At 65.5% G+C, this 21,088-nt stretch carries 13 protein-coding genes and 2 rRNA genes; 1 reads left to right on the forward strand and 14 read right to left on the reverse strand.

All coding sequences use genetic code 11. From position 1 onward, the window contains the following. Nucleotides 1-30: 30 nt before the first annotated feature. The 9 genes from thrB to PSRA_RS03980 form a co-directional block, all read right to left on the reverse strand. Nucleotides 31-1,104 (reverse strand): homoserine kinase, encoded by a 1,074-nt coding sequence (thrB, locus tag PSRA_RS03940; RefSeq protein WP_094660618.1) that lies wholly within the window; start codon nucleotides 1,102-1,104, stop codon nucleotides 31-33. 198 nt (nucleotides 1,105-1,302) lie between these two features. Beyond that, a complete protein-coding gene (locus PSRA_RS03945; protein ID WP_094660594.1) occupies nucleotides 1,303-2,598 on the reverse strand; it encodes a homoserine dehydrogenase in 1,296 nt (431 codons plus the stop codon). A 254-nt stretch (nucleotides 2,599-2,852) separates the two neighbouring features. After that, the gene (locus PSRA_RS03950; RefSeq protein ID WP_094660595.1) at nucleotides 2,853-3,662 is read right to left on the reverse strand and encodes a fumarylacetoacetate hydrolase family protein; all 810 of its coding nucleotides are present in this window, start codon (nucleotides 3,660-3,662) and stop codon (nucleotides 2,853-2,855) included. Between the two features lie 306 nt (nucleotides 3,663-3,968). Further along, entirely contained in the window at nucleotides 3,969-5,228 is a 1,260-nt protein-coding gene (locus tag PSRA_RS03955) for an MFS transporter (RefSeq protein ID WP_094660596.1), read from the reverse strand. A gap of 234 nt (nucleotides 5,229-5,462) precedes the next feature. Beyond that, nucleotides 5,463-6,359: a carbohydrate kinase family protein gene (locus tag PSRA_RS03960; RefSeq protein WP_094660597.1), complete on the reverse strand. Its 897-nt coding sequence runs from the start codon at nucleotides 6,357-6,359 to the stop codon at nucleotides 5,463-5,465. 109 nt (nucleotides 6,360-6,468) lie between these two features. Continuing rightward, complete coding sequence (locus PSRA_RS03965; RefSeq protein WP_094660598.1) at nucleotides 6,469-7,677, reverse strand: ROK family transcriptional regulator; 1,209 nt, start codon at nucleotides 7,675-7,677, stop codon at nucleotides 6,469-6,471. 358 nt (nucleotides 7,678-8,035) lie between these two features. Beyond that, entirely contained in the window at nucleotides 8,036-8,830 is a 795-nt protein-coding gene (locus PSRA_RS03970; RefSeq protein WP_094660599.1) for a YggS family pyridoxal phosphate-dependent enzyme, read from the reverse strand. 161 nt (nucleotides 8,831-8,991) lie between these two features. Further along, complete coding sequence (locus tag PSRA_RS09560; RefSeq protein ID WP_245834883.1) at nucleotides 8,992-10,077, reverse strand: glutamyl-Q tRNA(Asp) synthetase; 1,086 nt, start codon at nucleotides 10,075-10,077, stop codon at nucleotides 8,992-8,994. A gap of 320 nt (nucleotides 10,078-10,397) precedes the next feature. Continuing rightward, nucleotides 10,398-11,126: an MIP/aquaporin family protein gene (locus PSRA_RS03980; RefSeq protein ID WP_094660600.1), complete on the reverse strand. Its 729-nt coding sequence runs from the start codon at nucleotides 11,124-11,126 to the stop codon at nucleotides 10,398-10,400. A 1,113-nt stretch (nucleotides 11,127-12,239) separates the two neighbouring features. On the opposite strand from PSRA_RS03980, the gene PSRA_RS03985 reads away from it, so the two are divergent. Further along, a complete protein-coding gene (locus PSRA_RS03985; protein WP_094660601.1) occupies nucleotides 12,240-12,692 on the forward strand; it encodes an Hsp20/alpha crystallin family protein in 453 nt (150 codons plus the stop codon). Nucleotides 12,693-12,975: 283 nt separating this feature from the next. On the opposite strand, the gene PSRA_RS03990 is transcribed toward PSRA_RS03985, so the two are convergent. The 5 genes from PSRA_RS03990 to PSRA_RS04010 all read right to left on the reverse strand — a co-directional run. Continuing rightward, the gene (locus PSRA_RS03990; RefSeq protein ID WP_158216313.1) at nucleotides 12,976-16,623 is read right to left on the reverse strand and encodes an LPXTG cell wall anchor domain-containing protein; all 3,648 of its coding nucleotides are present in this window, start codon (nucleotides 16,621-16,623) and stop codon (nucleotides 12,976-12,978) included. 463 nt (nucleotides 16,624-17,086) lie between these two features. Further along, nucleotides 17,087-18,811 carry an FtsX-like permease family protein gene (locus tag PSRA_RS03995; RefSeq protein WP_158216314.1) on the reverse strand — a complete coding sequence of 575 codons (1,725 nt, stop codon included), beginning with the start codon at nucleotides 18,809-18,811 and terminating at the stop codon, nucleotides 17,087-17,089. A gap of 225 nt (nucleotides 18,812-19,036) precedes the next feature. Beyond that, nucleotides 19,037-19,891 (reverse strand): ABC transporter ATP-binding protein, encoded by an 855-nt coding sequence (locus tag PSRA_RS04000; protein WP_094660604.1) that lies wholly within the window; start codon nucleotides 19,889-19,891, stop codon nucleotides 19,037-19,039. 451 nt (nucleotides 19,892-20,342) lie between these two features. Next, nucleotides 20,343-20,460: ribosomal RNA gene (rrf, locus tag PSRA_RS04005) — 5S ribosomal RNA — on the reverse strand. A 190-nt stretch (nucleotides 20,461-20,650) separates the two neighbouring features. Further along, nucleotides 20,651-21,088 (reverse strand): 23S ribosomal RNA (locus PSRA_RS04010); the annotation flags it as partial.

A 21,088-nucleotide genomic window follows, 5' to 3' on the forward strand; every position in this document is an offset into this window, starting at 1 on the left:
GGACCCGACGGTTTTGCGGCGTGGCGGACGCTAGGCGATGGTCTCGGCGAGCACGCCCTCGGTGTCGATCGGCAGATGCTCGACGCGCCAATGGCCGGAAGCCAGCGCCTTCCCGGCCACCGCTAGCACGCCCTCGGAATCGTCGCCGTCATGCACGCAGATAACGCACGGGCCGGCGCCGGAAATCATGGACGCGTAGCCGAAGGCCCGCAGGCGGCGCATCAGCGCGGCGCTCGGCTCCATCAAGGAGGCGCGGTAGGTCTGGTGCAGGGTATCGGCGGTGGCGCTGTACAGGATCGAGTTCGTGTCATCGCCGCACTGCCCGCCGAGGGCGGCCGGCAGCAGCGCCACGCGCGACACGTTGAACAGCGCGTCATGGTAGGGAACCTGCGCGGGCAGCGCCTGGCGCGCACGCTCGGTGGACAGCTCGTAATCGGGGATGAACACCCACGCGTTGATGCTCGGCGACACCGGGTACACCTGCGTGTGGTAGCCGGAGGCGAAGGGGCGCGGGGAGCCGGGGAACGTGGCGCCGGTACCGTCGGCATGGGCCACGCCGGGGGCGTCGGCCTCGCTGGAGGGCACCTCGTCGGCGGCGTCGAAATCCCAGGAAACGGTCATGTTGCCGTATACGGCGGGCGCCACGTTGTCGGGGTGGCCTTCGATGCGCGCGGCCACGTCGAAGATGGCGTCGCGCGTCGGGCGGTCGAGGGTGCGGCCGTTGAGGGCCATGGCGGCGGTGACGCCGGCGGTGATGGCCTCGGCGCTCGATCCCATGCCGCGCGCCTGCGGGATGCGGTTCGTGGCGTCGATGCGCAGACCGGTGCGCGGGAAGCCGAAGGCCTGGCACGCCTGATTGTAGGCGCGCACGACGAGATGCGACGCATCGCGCGGCAGGGTGTCCTCGCCCTCGCCGTGGATGTCGATCCGGACCTGTCCCTCGGGCAACGCCTCGAATTCGATGGAGTCGCGCATGCCGAGCGCCAGGCCCGCGGTATCGAAGCCGGGGCCGAGGTTCGCGCTCGTTGCGGGAACCGTCACCCTGATGATGCGGGGCCGCGCGGATGCCGCCCCCTGCAGACGGTCGGTTGCCGTACCGGGCATGTCACCGGTCATTTCTCTGCCTTTCCACTATCGTCCGCCATTGCGGCGCGTTCCTGTGCATCGTCATACGATGCCGTCGACCGGGCATCGTATCGCGACACCGTCACGGATGCAGCGCCGGCAAGACCATCGTATATACGCGCATATATGCCGCGGGCGGCGACACGGGACTCCCCCGCACCGCCGCCCGTCGGAAAATCAGCCTTCGAAAACGCGGATCACCGTCAGCACGGACTTGATGTCGTTGACGGACTTCTCAAGGTCCTCCACGACCTCGCGGATCTGGCGGTCGCTCACTGCGTGCGTGATGACCCACAGCTCATGCGTGCCGTCGTCACCCTCGGCTTCGACCTGCTGGACGGTTTTGATCGACACACCGTGCTTGGCGAACACGAGCGCGGCGTTCGCAAGCACGCCCGGCTTGTCGAACACGCTCATGCGCAGCATGTAGCTCGAGGTGTCGTCGGCAGCGTCGAGAATCGGCGCGTTCGAGTACAGCGGGATGTCCGGGCCGACCGTGCTGTGCACGCGGTGACGCGCCTCGGTCACGACGTCGCCCACCACGGCGGAGGCGGTCGGAGCGCCGCCGGCGCCGCGGCCGTAGAACATGAGGTCGTCGGAGGCCTCGCCCTCGACGAACACGGCGTTGAAGGAGCCGCCGACCTTGGCGAGCTGGTGAGTCTCCGGCAGCATAACCGGGTAGACGCCGGCGCTGATCTCGTCCTTGTCGTTCTGCTTGACGACGGCGAGCAGCTTGATGACGCGGTGGAGGGCCTTGGCTGCGGCGATGTCGGCGGCCGTGATGTTGCGGATGCCCTCGACGTGCACATCGTCGATCCTCACGTCGCGGTGGAACGCGAGGCAGGCCATGATCGCGGCCTTGGAGGCGGCGTCGAAGCCGTCGATGTCGGCGGTCGGGTTCGCCTCGGCGAAGCCCGCGTCCTGCGCGGCCTTGAGCACCTCGTCGAAGTCGAGGCCCTTCGTGGTCATCTCGTCGAGGATGTAGTTGGTCGTGCCGTTCACGATGCCCATGATGCGGTTGATGCGGTCGCCGACCATGGATTCGCGCAGCGGGCGCACGATCGGGATGGCGCCGCCGACGGCGGCCTCGAAGTAGATGTCGACGCCGTGCTCGCGGGCGGCGGCGTAGATCTCCGGGCCGCATTTGGCCAGGAGGGCCTTGTTCGCGGTCACCACGGAGGCGCCGTTGTCGATGGCCTTGAGGATGAAGGTGCGGGCGGGCTCGATGCCGCCGATGAGCTCGATCACGATGTCGGCGCGCGTCGCCAGCTCTGCGGCGTCGTTCGTGACGATGGACTGGTCGATCCACGGGGCCTCGACCGGGTCGAGGGTGGCGATGCCGACAAGCTCCATGCGACGCCCGACGCGTGCCTCCAGTTCATCGGCCTGCTCGACGAGCAGACGGGCCGTCTGAGACCCGACGGTTCCAGCGCCCAGCAGCGCAACACGGATCGGTGCGTCATTGTTTGCCATGGGAATGCCTTTCTGATGTATGAGAGCTGTGTGAGAGCGCCGTCTGGCCGATGGGCCGGGGATTCTGGGGAACGGAACCCGCCGGGGGCCGATCGTCGCGTGCGCAGACCCTTGCTTTTCGTATCATACGTGACCGCGCCGGACGTTGGCCGGCAACGTCCGGGCGGCGGGCACGGCGTGTCGCGTATGGATGAGCGGCTTTCGGTTGGCGGGCCGGGTGCGAAGGACGCGGCGCGAAGGACGCGGCGCGGCGCTCAGCCCCGCACGACGACGTTGCGCAGGTCGCCGATGCCCGCGACGTGCACGATGGCCTCGTCGCCGGGCTTCAGGGAACCGGAGGCGTCGGGCGTGCCCGTCAGGATGACGTCGCCGGGAAGCAGCGTGGTGAACGACGAGATGAACGCAATCTGCTGCGGAATCGAATGGATGAGGTTCTTCGTGGTGCCCGATGCCTTCTCGACGTTCTCGCCGTTGAGCGTGAAGGAGATGGCCGCGTCGGTGTAGTCGAGCTCGGTCTGGATCCACGGGCCGAGCGGGCACGAGGTGTCGAAGCCCTTGGCGCGCGTCCACATGGGGTCGGATCCCTGCAGGTCGCGCAGCGTCACATCGTTGACGCAGGTGTAACCCAGCACATGCTTCATGGCGTCGGCCTCGCTGACGTTCTTCGTCACGCGGCCCATGACCACGGCCACCTCGGGCTCGAAGTTGAGGTCGTTGGAATACGAGGGAAACACGATGGGGTCGTCGGGCCCGATGACGGAGGTGCTCGGCTTGGAGAAGATCACCATCTCCTCGGGGGCGTGCACGGTGGGGTCGCCGCCCGCCATCCACTGGGCGTGGGCCTCGTAGTTCTTGGCCAGCCCCAGGATCTTCGACGGGATGACCGGCGCAAGCAGACGCAGCCCCTCGTGGTCGAGGGAGTAGCGCTTGCCGGTGGGCTCCACGGGCTCGGCCCCGAGCGGGAAGCCGTTGAGCTCGACGAGATAGTCGAGCCCGTCCTGGGCGTCCTTCTGGACGAAGGCGTAACGAATCGTATTGTCAATGCTGAAACGCGCAATCCTCATACGGCCAGTCTACCCAAGGCACGTACCGGCTCCCCGGCTCCCCGCCCACGGCGAACGGACGGAGCGGGAGCTTCGTGAGCCGCGCCCCTCTCTTCGCACAGCCGGGAACGATTCGGCACGGCGTGAAACGACACAGGCCGGTCCGCGCATCCCTCGCCGAGAGGGGCGTGCGAACCGGCCTGTGTTATCGAGTTATCTGTGCCGTCGGGTTATGTGTGTTATCAGGTTACGCGTTGCTTGGATAGCTACGTTGCCCGGCTACCTGCGTCTGCCGGTGAGCCGTGGACTTGCAGCGGGAGCATCGCATCAGGCGTTCTTCACGGCCTTCGGACGCTCGAGCACGCGGTACGCGAGCGACACGACGAACACATAGAGGCAGCCGATGGACATGACCAGGATGGCGCCGATCTGGCCCATGCCGCCGGCGGCGGCGCCCATAAGCGGCGGGAAGATCGCGCCGCCGATAAGGCCCATCATCATGAGGCCGGAGACCTCGTTCTGACGCTCGGGCTCGGTGATAAGCGCCTGGCTGAGGAACAGCGAGAACACGTTCGAGTTGCCGAAGCCGACAAGCGCGACGGCGATCCAGAACAGCGCGACCGGCGGATTGGTCTGCACGGAGGAGAACACCGCGAAGCACACGGCGGACAGCACCATGATCACGCCGCAGATGCGCAGGCCCACCTTGTTGCTGATCTTCTTCAGCGCGATGCCGCCGGTGAAGCAGCCGATCATACGGGCGATGAAGTACACCATCGTCGCGTTGGTGGCCGTTTCGAGGGCGATGTCGGTGTGTTCCATGAGGATACGCGGCGCCTGGGCGTTGACACCGACGTCCACGCCGACATGAGCGACGATGCCGAGGAAGCACAGGAGGATCACGGGGTCGGCGAGCAGCTTGAAGCAGCGGGCGATGGTGGTGGTGGACGACGTGACACCGGATTCGTCAATCTTATCGAGGGCGAGCAGGACGTAGCCGATGATGCCGATGACGAGGTAGATGGCGAACAGGAGCCACCACTTACCGAATTGCTTGGATGCCCAGGAGGCGATGAACGGCGCGAACAGCGAGGCGAATGCCTTGACGAACTGACCGGTGGTGAGGGTGGATGCAAGTTGGTCGCCTTTGACGAACAGCGCGAGCAGCGGGTTCAGCGAGACCTGCATCAGCGTGTTGCCGATGCCCAGAAGAATGAAGCCGATGACGATAAGCACGAGGCGCGCGGTCTTGGCGCCGTCGGACGCACATGCGGTGTATGCGATGACGGGCAGGAGCATGGCGCCGACCGTGACGAGGATCGACAACAGCACCGTGCGGCGACGGCCGATGCGGTTCATGAGCACGCCGGTCGGCACGGAGAAGATGAGGAACCAGAAGAACACCATCGTGGTGAGCAGGTTCGCCTGGGTGTCGGAGAGGTTGAATTCGGGCTTGACGTAGTTCGTGGCGGTGCCGACGAGGTCGACGAAGCCCATGACGAAGAAGGCGAACATCACGGGGACGATGGCCTTGGCCCCGGTATGCGATGCGCCTTTCGGGTTGGTGGTGGCAGGTGTCTGTGCCATGGTGGTTCTTTCTCTTGTGTTCCGTTCCGGCTGAATCCGGTTCGGTTCGGTTCGCGCGAATGCGCGGGACCGTGTTCCGGCGAGGCCGGAATGGTGTGGATGGCGCTGTCTGCGCCGGTCAAGATCGGCAACGATGCCGGGCCTCCGCTCCGGGCGCCGGCCTCATCGCCGGCGGACGGAGCGGAGGATGGACGAAGGACGGACGCTTGGGAACGCCCGGCACGCCCGTTCGGCCTAGGCGGCGGCTTCGGCGACGTAGTCGGGCATGGTCTCGGGGTAGGTCGGCCAGGCGCCGTCGCAGGTGCACACAAAGGCCGCGGTGTTCACAGCGGAGCGGTGCGCCTCGGCCAGCGTCGCACCGGTGAGGATGCGGGCCGCGAAGGTGCCGGAGAAGGAGTCGCCGGCGCCCACGGTGTCGGCCACCTCCACATGCGGGGTGGCCAGCGTGGAGCTTTCGCCATTCTTCGACACAATGGTGCTGAAGTCGGAACCGGCCGTGAGAATCACGTAATCGAGGTTGTACTTCGACAGGAACCAGCGGCAGGCTTCGTCATCGGAGGCCTGGCGGATGTCGAACATGTCGCGCAGGAGCAGGAGCTCGGCGTCGTTGAGCTTGAACACCGTGGCGTAGCCCAGGAGCTCCTCGATGAGGTCCTTGGAGTAGTGGTCGCCGCGGATATTGATGTCGAAGAACTTCATGGCGCCCGGACGCACATGCTTGAGCAGCTCGACGATGGTGTCATGCGACTCCGGAGCCCTCAGGCCGAGGCTGCCGAAGCACACGGCGTCGGCCTTCTCCACATAGGAGATCAGCTCGCGGGTCAGCAGGATGTGGTCCCACGCCACATTGCGCACGATCGTGTACTCGGGGATGCCGTTCTTGAGGGTCACGTCGACGGTTCCGGTGGGCCAGGCGTTGCGCTGGATGACGGAGTTGATGCCGTTGGCCTTGACTGCCTCGAGCAGCTCGTCGCCAAGCTCGTCCTCGCCGACGGCGGAGATGGCATAGCCCTCGGCGCCCGCATGGGTGGCGTGGTAGATGAAGTTGACCGGGGCGCCGCCCGCACGCTTGCCTCCGGGGAGCATATCCCACAGGAGTTCGCCAAGGGAGAGAACCATGGGCTTGTTCATGATGTGACCTTTCTGTTGTGGCTGTGGCGGCGAAGCCGTCGGTTGATGGTGGTTTTCAAAGTCGTTGTTGTGGATGTGGCTGCGGACGAGGCCATTGCGCGTGACGCGCCTAGGCCCCGAGGGCGAGGAAGTCGGAGGGGTGGTCGAGGAAGCGGTCGATGGCGACGGCTGCCGCGCCGAGGATCGTCGCATCCTCCGGGAGATCCGACAGATGGATATCCGTCGAATCGTTGAGCTCGGGAAGCACCCGTTCGTCGACCACCCGGCGGGCGGCGGCGAGAAGGCGATCCCCGCCGTGGGAGACGATGTCTCCGAGCACGATGACATCGGGGTTGTAGGCGTTGATGATCGTGACGCATCCGAAGCCGACGAATCGTCCGATGCTTTCGACCATGCTTTGCGCCGCCTCGTCGCCCTCGTCGCTCGCCTTGAACAGCTCCATGCACGCCTTGCGGTGGCTCATGGACGCCGCGCCGGGGACGATGGTGCCGTCCTCCACGAGGTCGTGGTGGATGGCGACCGCCGAGCAGTAGCGCTCGAGGCAGCCCACATTGCCGCAATCACAGGGCCGGCCGTTCACGTCGATGCTGACGTGGCCGATCTCGGTTGCCGCGCCCTGGGCGCCGTTGATGAGCTCGCCGTGGTCGATGACGCCGAGTCCGACGCCTTCGCCCAGCAGGTAGTAGGCGAGATTGGACGCGTCGGCGCTTTCGGAGAACAGGCTCTGGGCGAGCACACCGGCGCGCGCATCCTGCTCGACGAACACGGGGACACGGAAGGCGCCGCCGAATTCGCGCAGGAAATTGACCCGACGCCACCCCTGCATGGAGGAGACGAGGGCCGTGCGGCCGACGGTGCGTAGGTAGGGGCCGGGCACCGCCATGCCGATGGCGATGACGTTGGGATCCTGCGCAAGCAGGATGCCGACGGTTTCGTGCACGCCGCGCACGGCGTCGGGAATCGTCTCGTCGGTGACATCCGGTAGGTCCGTGACGCTCAGGGGCGTGCCCTTGAGGTCGAAGACGCCGATCTGCACAAGGCTCCGGGCGAATTTCACGCCGATGACGTGAAGGCGCTCGGAAGCGAAGCGCAGGCCGATGGACCGGCGGTTCTTGCGGCCCACGATGCCGCCCGTCTCCTCGATGATGCCGGTATCGAGCAGGCGTGCGGAGATCTTCGTGAGGGCCGCGGGAGTCAGGGACAGCGCATCGGCGAGTTGCGCGCGGGAGCAGACGCCGTTGTGATACAGGTATTCCAGCACGCTGGATCTGTTGTACTCGGAGACCAGAGCCTGTGTGGTCTTGGCTGTGCCTTCCATGACTGACGCTTCCTTGTGTCCGTGATGTGTTGCGTATGGCTGTATGGAGTGTTCCGTTTCGCCCCCGGTTTCCCGCGGACGTTGCGGAATATGAGCTCTCACCATGGCGTCCGGTCTTTCGTCTTCGACCGACCGGCTGCCATTCCGGCTTGAACTGGTTTATAGATTAACACGGTTAATCTATAAACGCCACTAATTCTCCCGGCATGTCGCAAGAAAACTCCCACCTTTCACCGAACCAACACATATATATTCCAGACCGCCGCCCCTCGGACAAGCCACCATCCCCACCCCATGCAAAAGGGCCGGACCCGGCGTACCGGATCCGGCCCATCGTCATGCCATCTGCATCGAATCGTCAGATGAAGGCGCGCGGCCCGAAAATGGCCGTGCCGACGCGCACAATCGTGCTTCCCTCGGCCACCGCGTAGGCAAGGTCATGCGTCATGCCCATGCTCAGCTGCGTGCAGGTGGGGATGCTTGACTGCAACTCGTCGCGCAAGCCACGCAGATGCGCGAAGCCGCGGCGGATCACGGCCTCGTCGTCCACATGCGCGCCGATCGTCATGAGGCCGTCGAGACGCACGCCGTCGAGGTCGGCGATCTGCGCGGCCAGCTCCGCGGCCTCGGCGGGCTCGCAACCGGACTTACTCTCCTCGCCGGATTCATTGACCTCGAGCAGCACGCCGGCCGTGATGCCGCGCGCCGCCGCGCGCGTGGCGATGCGCTGGGCGAGCTTCAGGGAATCGACCGACTCGATCGTGTCGACCACACCCAGCACCTTGTTGATCTTGTTGGCCTGCAGCTGGCCGATCAGATGGAAGCCCAGATGCGCGCCATCCCCCAGGCTGCCGGCGATATCGATGCCGCGTGCCGCGCATTCCTCGCGCAGACCGTCGGCCTTCGCCTCCACCTCCTGCGGACGGTTCTCGCCGATCAGACGGATGCCGGCGTCGATCGCCGCCATGATCTCGCCCACGTCGCGGGTTTTCGTCGCCGCCAGCAGATGCACGGAGCCGGCCGGGCGCCCGGCCGCGGCCTCCGCCTGCGCGATCTGCTCCTGCACGGAGTGCACGCCGTCCGCAATCTGGCTGGCGCGCGCGTCATCGATGGTCCTGTTCGACAGATCCTTGTGATCCATATATGCGGTCATGTCACGCTCCTGACGTCATTGCGCGGGTACGCCGTGGCGCGGAACCGCGCCGCACGGGTACGTCGTCCTACACCACGTTTTACCACGCACGACGGCACGCACCGTGCACGCCGCACAACAGGCGGACTCGCCCGGCGCGGCGTTCGCGTTGCGCCCGGCGCTCACGCTGCGGTCAGCGCCGCGAGCGCCGCCGCATCGAGACGCCGGTCGCGAAGATCCGCCCGCACCGCGGCGTCGCTCCAGGCGTCGACGAGATCGGCGGGACGCGCGGGGGCGGGCGCGGACTGCAGCCCGAGAAGCCAGGCGCACTCCCCCACGATGCCTTCGGCGCTCGCCCCCGCCTCGCGCAGCGCGCCGATGTCGACGGCTTTGGTGCGTTTGGCGAGGCGTCGTCCGGCACCGTCGTCAAGCAGCGGGACATGCGCGAACGACGGATGGAGCGGATCGGGACCGAGCGAATCGGCGGATGCGGCGTCCTGCTGTGCGACGCCGTGCGGCGCGGTGTCCACGATGGCGCCATCCCCAACGGCACCATCGTGGTGCGTGGCCGCACTCCCCTCGGAGCGGAGCGTCTCTGCGTCGCCGCCCCACAGGCAGCGGCGCAGCCACATCTGGATGGCGGCCGACCGCAGCAGGTCGCGCCCGCGCACGATATCCGTGACGCCCTGCGCCACGTCGTCGACGGTGACGGCGAGCTGGTAGGCGATGATGCCGTCGGATCGCCGCACCACGATGTCACCGCAGTCGCGCGCCAGGTTATAGGTGCGGGGGCCGAAGATGCGGTCGCGCACGGTGATGTCGACGTCAGGCATGACGAGGCGCCACGAGTGGCGGTCGCCTCGTTCGATGCGGCGCCGGCGCTCCGCGTCGTCGAGACGGGCGCAGGTGCCCGGGTAGATGAGGAAGCCGTCGTCGTCATGCGGCGCCGAGGCTGCGCGCAGGTCGGCGCGCGAGCAGAAGCAGGGGTAGACGAGCCCTTTGCGCCGCAGCGTTTCGAGCGCCGCGTCGTACAGGCGGGGACGCCGCGACTGCCAGACGGGGTCGCCGTCCCAGTCGAGACCCAGCCACCGGTAGTCGTTCATGATGGCTTCGTCGGCGCCCGGCACCGCACGCGGACCGTCGATGTCCTCGATGCGCAGAAGTACGGTGCCGCCGCGCGACCGGGCGCTCAGCCAGGCCGCGAGCGCCGCGTAGACATTGCCCATATGCAGGCGACCGGTCGGGGACGGGGCGAGGCGTCCGACGATTCGGAAGGCGGCGGCATTCGGGATGTCAGCGGTCTGGGTAGCGCCGGCGGTTGCCGTCGTGTCCGTCGTATTCGCCGCGTCCATCATGGTCATTGCATCCTCGCTTCCCCGCCGCGCATCGTCGCGGCACGCCACAACGCCCCCATTGTCGCACGTAATGGCGCAATCACCTTCCTCACAATCGTCTTCCGCGCAATCGTGACCCCTCAACCGCATCCCCGCCCCCCGCATACAACACAGGGCCGCCCCGAAAGGCGGCCCTGGTTCGTTCACATGCGCGCGGGGCGGAGGCTCCGCGCATCAGCGGTTCATATCGCCGGTCACACGAACAGCGCGAACAGCGCGACGCCCACCGTGGCGCCGCAGATCGGAGCCACGACCGGCACCCAGGCTTCCTTCCAGTGCGAGGAGCCCTTGTGCGGCATCGGGAGGACCTGGTGGAGAAGTCGCGGCATGAGGTCGCGCGCGGGGTTGAGCGCCGGGCCGGTCGGGCCGCCGAGGGCCGCGACGAGCGCGCCGCACACGAAGCCGACGGTGATGGCGCCGGCCGCGAGGTTCTCCTTGCCCCACGGCAGGCTCAGGCTGCACAGCGCGCACAGCACGAGGATCATGGTGCCGACGAACTCGTTGACGAAGTAGTTGAACATATTGCCGGCGGCGTCGTTCGTGGAGAAGGTGCCGAACACGGCGTCGGAGTCGTCGGTCTGCTTGTAGTACGGCCAGTAGCACAGGATCACGATGAGCTGGCCCACGAGGGCGCCCAACAGCTGCGCGGCGATGTACGGAAGCACCTCGTTCCACGGGAACATGCCGTTGATGGCCTGCGCGAGGGTCATGGCCGGGTTGATATGCGCGCCGGAGACGCCGCCGAACATCAGGCACGGGAACATGACGCCGCATGCGTAGCCGATGACGATGATGATCCAACCGGCGCGGAACTCCTTGGAGCCCTTGAGCGACACTGCTGCGACCGATCCGTTACCGAGGATCAGCAGGATGGCCGTGCCGAGGAATTCGGCCAGCACACGGGTGAAGAGTGAATAGTCCACCGTTCTTCTCTTTCTTGTCTTTCTTTCGTAGATGGGTTTGGTGTTGGTTGCCTGGGAATTCGCTATCGGGCCGTGTTGGTGTCGCATGGTTCCGTGGCGAAACGTTCACAATGCGCGTTTGAGCATACCAGCTGGCCGCGAAAGCACCGGTCCCGGCACCGGGACCGGCACCGGGACCGGCCTGCGCCGAATGCACACATTATTTCCAGATGGCTTTCAGGAAGCTTTCCGGGAATGCCATGGACCGTGCGTTTTACTCATATCACCGGTTGAAAAACCGATAACTTCCCTTCTCTGTGATTTCCCTTCCGAAGCAGGCCCGGCAGTCGCCGGGCTTTCTTCATATTCGGGCATGTCCACGATTTCCCCGTCAGCGACGCCCAGGCATGGCGTCGAAATCGTGGTTCATGGCGAAACATCCTCACCACGAACCACGATTTCCCCAATCGCACCGCCCATCCCCAGCGAAAACCACCCTCGCGGCGAAACATCCTCACCACGAACCACGATTCCCCGACCACCCCGCCTTCCCGGCGTCGAAATCGCCCCCCATGGCGAAACATCCTCACCACGAACACCCTTGCCTCCCCATTCGCGACGCTTTCCACAGATGCCGGGCGGCTCACCGCACATAATCGCTCACATTGAACGGCCCCGACCCGGCCACAACGCCCCACAAGAGGGGTCAACGCCCTTCAGTGCACATAATCGCTCACACCGAACGGCCCCGACCCCACGAAACCCCGGCCCGACCAGGGGTCAACACCGTTCAGTGCACACATCCGCTCACACTGAACAGCTCCACACGCCGACCGCCTCCACCGCCGGGCACAACCCGGATGCACCGAATAACCGGAGGAATCGTATCCCCTCCCGCACCGCGCTGCACCGTGCCGCACCCCAACGCCTTCCGCACCCACCGTACCCGGCAACCGTTCACCACCCCGCGCACCCACCAGCACCCCCTCGAATTCAAAACTTGAGTCTCCATCACTCAACTTTTTCACCCACGGTAAAATCCGGCACCGCCCCGGCGGAAGCGGAATATCTTAAGAATCAGACGCCAGCCAGAGAGGCGGGCGAAGGAAACTCAGTACAAAAGGAGTACAGATCATGGCTATGCTTCCGACTGTTTTTGGTGGAAATCTCTTCGACGACTTCTTCGCGGATCCGTTCTTCGGCTACGCGGGCCGCGGTGACAGCGCCGCGACGCGCCGCGCCCAGCAGAACCTCATGACGACGGATGTGCGCGAGACCGATGACGCGTACACGGTCGAGATGGATCTGCCGGGTTACAAGAAGGAAGACATCCAGGTCGACCTCAAGAACGGTTACCTGAACGTCACCGCCAAGCGCGAGGACGCCAACGATGAGAAGGATGACAACGGCAAGTACCTGCGCCGCGAGCGCTACTACGGCACCTGCACGCGCAGCTTCTACGTGGGCGACGACATCAAGCGCGACGACATCAAGGCCACGTATGCGAACGGCATCCTGAGCCTGACCGTTCCGAAGAAGAACGCGCAGGAAGTCGAGGACGCGCATCGCATCGCCATCGAAGGCTAGCTCTTCGAAGGCTAGCCTTCGATTGGCCCGACGGAACGGTTTGCGACCCTTGCGCGGCCGCGATGTTCCGCATGGTTTCCGATTCCAGGTGCCGTCCGGTACCCCCTGTCGGTCGTACGACGCCGCGGTGCACCGCGAATCCGGATGTGATGGGTGTCCGGAGGCGGCGGAACCGCGGTTCTTCCTCTTGCTGTTTGACAAACCCCGGTCGGCGGATTCGCCGACCGGGGTTTCTGCGTTATGCGTCTGTTTCAGACGCGTCGGTGTTTCGATGACGCGCGCCTCAGCGAATCATCGTCTCACGGCGCCGGCGCCGCACGGCGATCACAAGCGCCAGCCCGCCCGCCGCGGCCGCGGCTCCGAAGCCTACGGCGGCGCCCGTCGACGATCCGGTTCGTGGCAGTTCGCCGACAATAACCGTTTCGCTGGCGCATCGCTGCGGGCCGAGATACTCCTGCCGTCCGTTCACAAAGGCGCGTTCGGCGAAGTAATACGTGCCGCGGGCGTCCACCACCGTCTCATCGCTGGCAACCGTCACGGATGTGGTGCGGCTCACCCGTCCGTCATGGATCGGGAAGGCCGCCGAATCGATGAACTTCGCCGACAGCGTGCGCACAAGGGTGTCGCGGGATGCGTCGGCCCCCGCCGCCTGGCGGTAGAGCGGGAAGTCCACGGATTGCGGGATCGCGTCGGCAGGCGCGCCTTCCTCGCAGGTCACGATGGCGGTATCGTGGATCGGCCTGCCGTCGGCCACGTCGGCGCTCGCCTCAGTGCGTACGGAGCATCCGGCGCCGGTTACCTCGTCGCGCACGACGAAGCTTTCCGAGGGCAGCCCGAAAGCGTGGCCGATGCGCATATGCGTCCACTGGTGCCAGGCCTCCTCCGTCAGATGGTCGGCCGTCTCGAGGTCGGGCGTCACCTGCCAGAACCACACGTAGACGCCGTCCCTGCCGATGCTGACCGGCTCCGACGTGTACTGTCCGAAGTGGTCGACGCCGTCGATGACGCGCGTCGCCACCGGCTCGCCGGCCCAGTCGGGCACGCTTTCCAGCGGTTCGGCGGCCAGTTCGTGCCAGCGCTCCTCGTCAATGCGGTATAGGTCGCCTGTCAGCGTCACGGAGATCGGTTTCTCCGCGGCGTCGATTCCCGTCGCGGTCGACTCGCGCGTCCAGGTCAGCCACAGATCGCCCGGAGAGGATGGCGCCACATCGATGGTGTCTTCGATAACTGCACCCGTCCGGATGGCCAGCAGGCCGGTCGCCTCGTCCGTCACACGCACCACCGACTCGCGGTCGGCCACGTCCTCGGCGGGGCGCGGCGCCACAAGGCTTGTCAGCGACGGCGTGACGGGCACGACGATATTCTCTTCGGCGCTTCCCAGCCCGTCGTCGACATCGTGGAGGAACGGATACGCGGGACGGCGCGGATCCGTCGACACCGTGCGCAGCGGATGCCCGGTCTGCTCGCTGAGAACCGTCTGCTCGGCGTTGGAAATCGTCCACCGCCACAGATACCAGCCGGAGGCAGGGTTGGCCAGGTCGGTTCCGTCGGCGGATTCCACGGTGTCCGACACCTCGCCGTCGCCGTTCGCCGTGCCGTCGACGATATACGCGCCGGGTTTGTTCACGTCGAGCTGCGCGATGCGCGCGATGGGCAGCCCCGCCGCAATATCGGCGCCGGCTTCGGTTGCGCCCGCATCGGCGGTCGTGCCCTTGCCGGCGGCGCCCGACACGATTCCCTTGGCGGTTTCCTTATCCAGCGGACCATACAGCCTGCCTGTCAGCCGAACCGTCACCGGCTCGCCGCTTCCCGCCGCGTGATACCACGTATTGTGCGGCACCGTGGAATCGAGGCCGACCGTCACCTGATCGAGCAGCGGCCTGCCCTTCTCCACATGCTCCACCACCGCGGAGCCCAGCCACGGCATATTCGACGAATCGACCGGATATGCACTGCGATGGTCGCCGTCATACAGGCCGTCCGTCTCGGATCCGCCGCCGTCCGTCCCATACGCGTCCGGCACGCTTGTGGTCACGGTCGGCTGCATCCGCAGGATCTCGGTGCTTTCGGCCGGCTCCGCATGCGCCATCGACACATCATGTTCGAAAGGATAATCGTCGGCCAGGGCATGCCCCGTCGCGCGGGACGCCGCCTCCTGTCCGGCGTTCGCCACCTGCCAGTGCCACCAGTAGCTGCCGGCGGGCAAATCGTCGAGCTCATAGCCTTCCTCGGCCCGCAGCTCATCGCTCACAACGCCGCGCGCCGCCTCATCAGCGCTGACATGCCCGTCCGAGCGCACCGTCCCCTCGCGGGTCGTCACGATGTGCCCCGACGCCACGCGCGCGGCGCCTTCCGGCAATGCGCCGCCCTGCGCGGGCGCAGCGCCGGGAACCATGTACAGGCCGCCGACGATCGTCACGGGTATCTGATGCGCCACGGCATCCGCGCCGTCCCCGCCCCACGAGGAATCGTGGAGCCAATCCATCGTCGTCACGCGGCCGTCGCCGTTGATGTCCCGGACGCCGAGCGTCACGTCATCCCAGAGCGCCTCTCCCGGTTGCGCCGTCTTCGCGCTGGCCGTGGATTCCAGTGTGACGTCCATCGCATGCACCACTTCGCCGGTTTCCTCCACGTCCTGGGTGTCGGTGAAGTCGGAAATCATCGCCTCCCGCACGGCAGGCGACTGGCGGTCCTTCGAAATGCGCCACACCCAGCGGTACCATCCCGTCGGCAGCTCGTCGAAGGACGCGATGCCTCCGGCCGGCGTCACCTCCGCCGCGCCGAGCGTATGCGACTCGCTAGGCCCCGCGAACCCATGCGACGCCACGCCCTTGAGCGCCGCGTCGGTCCACTTGCCCGGCGTATCCGCCTCCTGCTTCGAGACGAACGGCCCGTACAGCGAGCCATCGGCCACAACCGTCGCGCCCGCCGGCCACACGCCGTCCGCGTCCATGCCCGACACAATCGTGTCAAGCGGCAACGCCCCGCGCTCCACGCGCGTATCCGGCACCGAACTCGTGACCGTCGGCTGGAAGGACTCCACCACGCGCAGCTGCACGGCGTCGAGGGACACCTGCCCGTCGCCGCGGAACTGGATCGTGTCCTGCGCCTCGGGATTGCGGCTGTGGTAGAGCGTCGGCTGACGGTAGCTCACCGTATAGCTCGCGTCTCCGGTTCCCTGCGCCGTCCACGGGATCTCGAGCACCCCGTTCACCGTGGTGCCCGAGGTCTGCGCCAGCCGGATGGGACCGGTGGTGGCGATGGTGAAATCGATGCCCGACAGGTACTCGCCGTTCGCATTGCGCGCCTCCACGCGCACCACGCCCTCGGCGCTGCGATCGGTGTAACGATACTCCGTCGCCAGCCCTGTGTTCGCTTTGGCACTGGCATCATTCCAGAAATGGTCCGCGAGGGTTTTCACCGTTGCCATGTCTCCGCCCTCGAGTCCGGCGCGCGTCATCAGCTCGAGCTGCGCCGGCGTCACGCCGATGTCGATATGCTTGTGCAGCGCGTAGCTCACGGCCGCCTGCACCTCGTCGGATCTGTCAGCCGCGTGGTCGTTGATCATGCGGGCGGCGACATAGTACGTCGGATCCGGCACGGGAGCAGGCGTCCAGCCGGCCGTTTTGTCAAAGGTTTTGTTGAGCTCGATGCAATAGGCCGGGTATCCGTCGGCATACGACACGACGCTGAGCGCCACCTCGTGGTACCCGTAGCGTCTGGTTCCGTCCGTCGTCGGATTGAACCAGTACCCGGGCAATCCCAGCACCGCGGCGTTGCCTTGGAGAATCGAGAACGCCAGGGACAGCGCAAGAAGGAAGGCGCAGGGAAGTGCGAGTCGGAAAGCCCTGCGCCTCGGCGCCGCATGGGCGCCGGCGGATCGTGCGCTGATGAGGCGCGCGGTTCCGTGAGGCGCGTCGGTTCGAGGCACGGTGGCCCCTCGGGGCTCGGTTGTCCCTTGATGCGAGGTGGCCCCTCGATGCGAGGCACGATGGAAATGGAATGTCATTGCTCTGCCTTTCTGCACGGTTCGACGTCCACCGAGGCCCACTGCGGGCCGAGAAAGGCACTTCATGAATCCTGCGCCCGCCATGGCGGGGCGGATGACGGCGGCTTCGCCACCGGTCGGCTGCCTAGGCCGACTCCCTTACGTCGTTGGTGTACGGTCACCGTACCAGGGACGCAACGCGACACGCCGGGCGGCCTGACAATGTGGACGAAGGTCAACGATTTTTGGGGCGTTCGAGAGCAAATGGCTGGAATATCAGGCCTCAGCCTGTGGATAACTCATGGTTTCCCAAGCGTTCGAAACAACGATGTGCAAACGATTCACGAGTTCGAGTTCCTCCGGGGACGTCTCGGCATACCGTCTGCCTTGTGAAAGAGCCCGCCCATTATGACCGGTTTTCGCATGTCCTCCTGTTCCTCCCCATGGCGGCGAGGCATTCCATGGCGCTGATTGCCACGCAGGCGAGGATGAGGATAAGGAAGACGCGCGCGGGAACGGGCGGGAGGAGGCCCAGACCATCAGCACGTGTGATAAGCGTCATGGAAATCCAGATGAGGGTGAATACGAGTGCCGAGGTGAGCGCGGCGGCGATGACGTCGGCTGTGTATTCGATGAGCCCGATGGCAGTGACGAGGCGGCGCGGAGCGCATATCTGGGCGAGGAGTCGGTCACCGGGCGCGGCTTCGCGCACGGCGGTCCCGACTGCCTGAATGAGTGCGATGAGTGCGATGAAAGCGGCACCGGCGATGAATGTGGACACGCCCGTCCGTCCCTGCCTGCGATAGGCGACGTAATAGTCGATGAACTCCTGCTTGGTGTACATGTGGGCCCATGAGAGGGATGAATCGGCGTTCCACGCGGACTGCACAGCGAGCGGGCTGCCGGTGTCGAGGTATCCCATGACGTATGCGTTGGATCCCCGAGATGTACCGAGCGCGTCGGTGAGCGCGATGTAGTCGGGCTGAAGACCGGGAAGGGAACCGAACACGGCGACGATCCGCAATGTGTGCGGTGCGTCGTCGGTGCCTCGGAAGGTGACGGTGTCGCCTACCTGCCCATATCCGCTGGCCACGGCCACTGCGTCATCGTCTAGGTCGTTCAGGCTTCCGTCGGTGACGGCATGAATGACGAGGCTCGTGAGCAATGTGTCTCGGTCGCATTTGGCAACAAGGGCTGTGCGCACGGTCCGCCCGGTGTCGGCAGCATAACGCTCTGCATCGAATATGCTCGCTGATTCCACGTTGGACGAGTTGCGGGCGAACGCCATGGCCGCCGCGTAGTGCGATTCAGGTGAACCATCCGTGCTGCCTGCGCCGGTTCCGGTGCTGCGCAAGACGAGAGGGGACGGAATCCGTGCCATATCTGTCGCGACGCTTTCGGCCGTTCCCACGTCCATCATCGACAGGAACGGGCAGACGACCAGGAGAAGAATAATGACGGGAAGCGCCACGGACGCTGCCCGCTGCCCGCCTCTGAGGCTCCGTTGCCGCGCCACAAGATACGCGGCCCGGTTGAACGGGGCGGACAGAGCGGTGACGAAGGCAGCGATATGAGGCATGATGATCGGCGCAGCGAGGGCGGTGGCGGCGACATATAGCATGGTCTGCACGATGATTCGGGCCTCTGCCTGCATGCCCGAAGGCACGAACCCGACGGCGAGGCCGCCCGCGCCGAGAACGATGGCCGCCGCGATTCGCATGCGGCCAATCGTATGGGACGGTGCGCTCATGCCGGCAACCGCCTCGATGGGGGTGACGTCGGTCAGGCGTCGTGTCGCCAGGAGGATTCCCAGAAGCAAGGCGAGGAGCATGAAGAGTAGCGTCAGAAGAATTCCTTGCGGATGGATGGCCATACGGAACGTGGGTGCGGCGCCTCCGATCCGGACCAGGAGACGGGCAAGCGGGAAGCATAGACCGCACCCGGCGATTGTGCCAAGGGCGATGGCGGCAAGGCCCGGCGCACCCAGTGTGGCCATCACCATGAGACGCACCTGACGGGGTGTGCCTCCGTTGAGGTACAGCAAGGCATACTGCCGACGATTCTCCTGCACGAGAAAACCGACCGCTGACACTGTGAGCACAAGCGAGGCGAGCAGACAGGATGAGACCATGATTCTCATGAACTCAGCGGTTCCCTCGTAGTAGGCGCGTGTTTCCAAACGTTGAAGAGCGGTTACCGCAGTAGGCGCGCCGTCATGGCTTTGTGCGGAGCACAGCACGAGAAATCCCGTGGACACGAGGGCGGACATGAAAAGAAGCGACAGGCAAAGCGAGCGGTACGAAGCGCGGTGCGCGCGGCGGAATTGATTGGACAGGCTAAGGAATCGCATGGCTATTCACTCCCCATCGTGCGAGTCCGCGCTGATGTGCACCTCACCGTCGGGGATCGTGGTAGCGTCGGCAGGACTGACGAATCCGTTGGCGAAGGCCAGCGCGATGTCCGAGGCGCTCATCCTACCGTGGACGCTGGCCACTCGCCCGTCTACGAGGAACACCACGCGGTCTGCACACGCCGCTACGTTCGGATCGTGCGTCACCATGATCAGCGTCTGCCCATGCTTCACGACCATGCCGAACAAATCCATGACTGCGCGCGTCGTGTGTGTGTCCAGCGCGCCTGTGGGCTCGTCGGCGAACACCACACCCGGATGTGTGGCGAGGGCACGCGCAATCGCCACGCGCTGGCTCTGGCCGCCAGAAATACCATCCGGATACCTATCGCCGTACCCGTCCAGTCCCACGCTTGTCAACGCTTCGTCAGCTTGAGCTTCGCTGATCGGGGCGGGACCGAAGAGAGTGGGTAGCATGACGTTCTGCGTGCAGGTGAGCTCGGGGAGCAGGTTGTAGCCTTGGAAAACGAATCCAAAATGCTCACGGCGGAACCGCGTCAGCTCGTCAGGCGACAGCCCAGTGATGTCCGTGCCGCTGCACAACACTCGACCTTCGGACGGACGCAGGAGCCCGCTCATGCAGTACAGGAGCGTTGACTTGCCAGACCCCGATGGCCCCATCACCGCAGTCCACGAACCGACGGGGAAATTTAGCGACACGCCGTCCACAACGAACGCATCGCCGCCATAGGAATGACGCAGCCCATGCACGGACAAAGCGACATCAATGGAAGAGGCGGTTTCGGCAGTCTTGAGCTCCGCCGAATTGCGGAACGAGGTATTGGACGCATGTCGTATCATCTCAGCTCCCCATCTATTCGTGCCCGGTGTTGTCTGGGCGGTGCGGCATCGTTGCCGGCACGTATTCCATTGTAGTCGTGCGTCGGGCAGGCATGCGGTTTTCCCGGTAGCCATCGTTGCGACCCCCGGACGACCGGCCGGTCCCATCGGACTCCCAGCCTTTGTGCCCGCACCCGTCATCACCGCATCCCCCTACTTTTGCGGCCGAATCACCGCAAAACTGCCCCGATACCGACACACCGACCTATCCTGCCCACCGCATCCCCCTACTTTTGCGGCCAGATGGTCGCAAAAGTGGCCCGACCCCCACATCACGCCCCGGCCTTCCTCCCGCGACGCCGGACTTTTGCGGCCTGATGGCCGCAAAAGTCGCCGGATGCCGTTGGATCCATTGAGCGGAAGACGAAAAAAGGGAGATGAGCGTAGCTCATCTCCCTTTGTGATCGTTGTAGAGCGGCGGCGTGCTACTCTCCCACACCCTGCCGAGTGCAGTACCATCGCCGTGCCGGGCCTTAGCTTCCAGGTTCGGAATGGAGACTGGGCGTTTCCCCCGGGCCATGGCCGCCGCAAATCCTTCTGTTATCCCGTCCGTCCCGCCCCGCGAGGGGGTGGTGTCGGCCGGGGGTTCCCGTGGTTTGGGGACCGGACAGGGACGCGTAGGTGATTCTTCGTTCTCGTCGTGTGTCGCGCAGTATGCTGCTTGCCGTCCGTTGCCCCCGGTGGGGGTCGTCCGCCAACGTGCGAGTATGAAGATGTTGATGTGTGTATGCGTTCGACCGTTAGTACCGGTCGGCTCCGCCCCTCGCGGGGTGTCCACCACCGGCCTATCGACCTCGTGTTCTTCAAGGGGTCTCACGACGCCCCAGGGGCGTCAAGGAATCCTAATCTCGGAGGGGGCTTCCCGCTTAGATGCTTTCAGCGGTTATCCCAACCGAACGTAGCCAACCGGCCGTGCCGCTGGCGCGACAACCGGCATACCAGAGGTTCGTCCACCCAGGTCCTCTCGTACTATGGGCAGGGCTCCCCAGGATTCCAACGAGCGCAGAGGATAGAGACCAAACTGTCTCACGACGTTCTGAACCCAGCTCGCGTGCCGCTTTGATCGGCGAACGGCCGAACCCTTGGGACCTGCTCCAGCCCCAGGATGCGACGAGCCGACATCGAGGTGCCAAACCATCCCGTCGATATGGACTCTTG

Origin of the sequence: Pseudoscardovia radai (assembly GCF_002259605.1) — a bacterium.
Taxonomy (GTDB): Bacteria; Actinomycetota; Actinomycetes; order Actinomycetales; family Bifidobacteriaceae; genus Pseudoscardovia; species Pseudoscardovia radai.